Genomic DNA, 310 nt, shown 5'->3' with positions numbered 1-310 from the left:
AGGAATAAATTTTGCGGGAGGTGTCACCCTTATCTGGCCCCAAAAAAAACTTGAATCAACCGTCACCAATGAAGCCTATGAATCGAGCTCAAAGACCTATACTCCTCTTCATCTAACATCAGCTTACAGATTTTCGGAAGATGTTTCTTTTGCCCTTACAGTGAATAATAGTTTTGGTTTAGGTCAGTAATATCCGGTTAGAAAATTGCATGCAAATTTTTGATAAATATTAACATCTTGGGTCGTTTTTTCTTGACAAAGAGATAAAAATTTTCGGTCGCCCCCTTAAAAGAAAAATCTTTTAAGGGGG

The 310-nt window shown here is 36.8% G+C and carries 1 protein-coding gene; it reads left to right on the top strand.

Features of this window, described 5'->3' with window-relative positions; genetic code table 11:
* Positions 1 to 190, top strand: a 190-nt coding sequence (locus tag FCL47_RS24955) for a hypothetical protein (RefSeq protein WP_205747435.1), incomplete at its 5' end; no start/stop codon positions are given.
* Between the last annotated feature and the right edge of the window lie 120 nt (positions 191 to 310).

It is taken from the genome of Desulfopila sp. IMCC35006, assembly GCF_005116645.1.
In the GTDB taxonomy this organism is placed as follows: Bacteria; Desulfobacterota; Desulfobulbia; order Desulfobulbales; family Desulfocapsaceae; genus Desulforhopalus_A.
The sequence above is the reverse complement of the archived record's forward strand: the minus strand, read 5'-3'. Positions and strand labels throughout refer to the sequence as shown.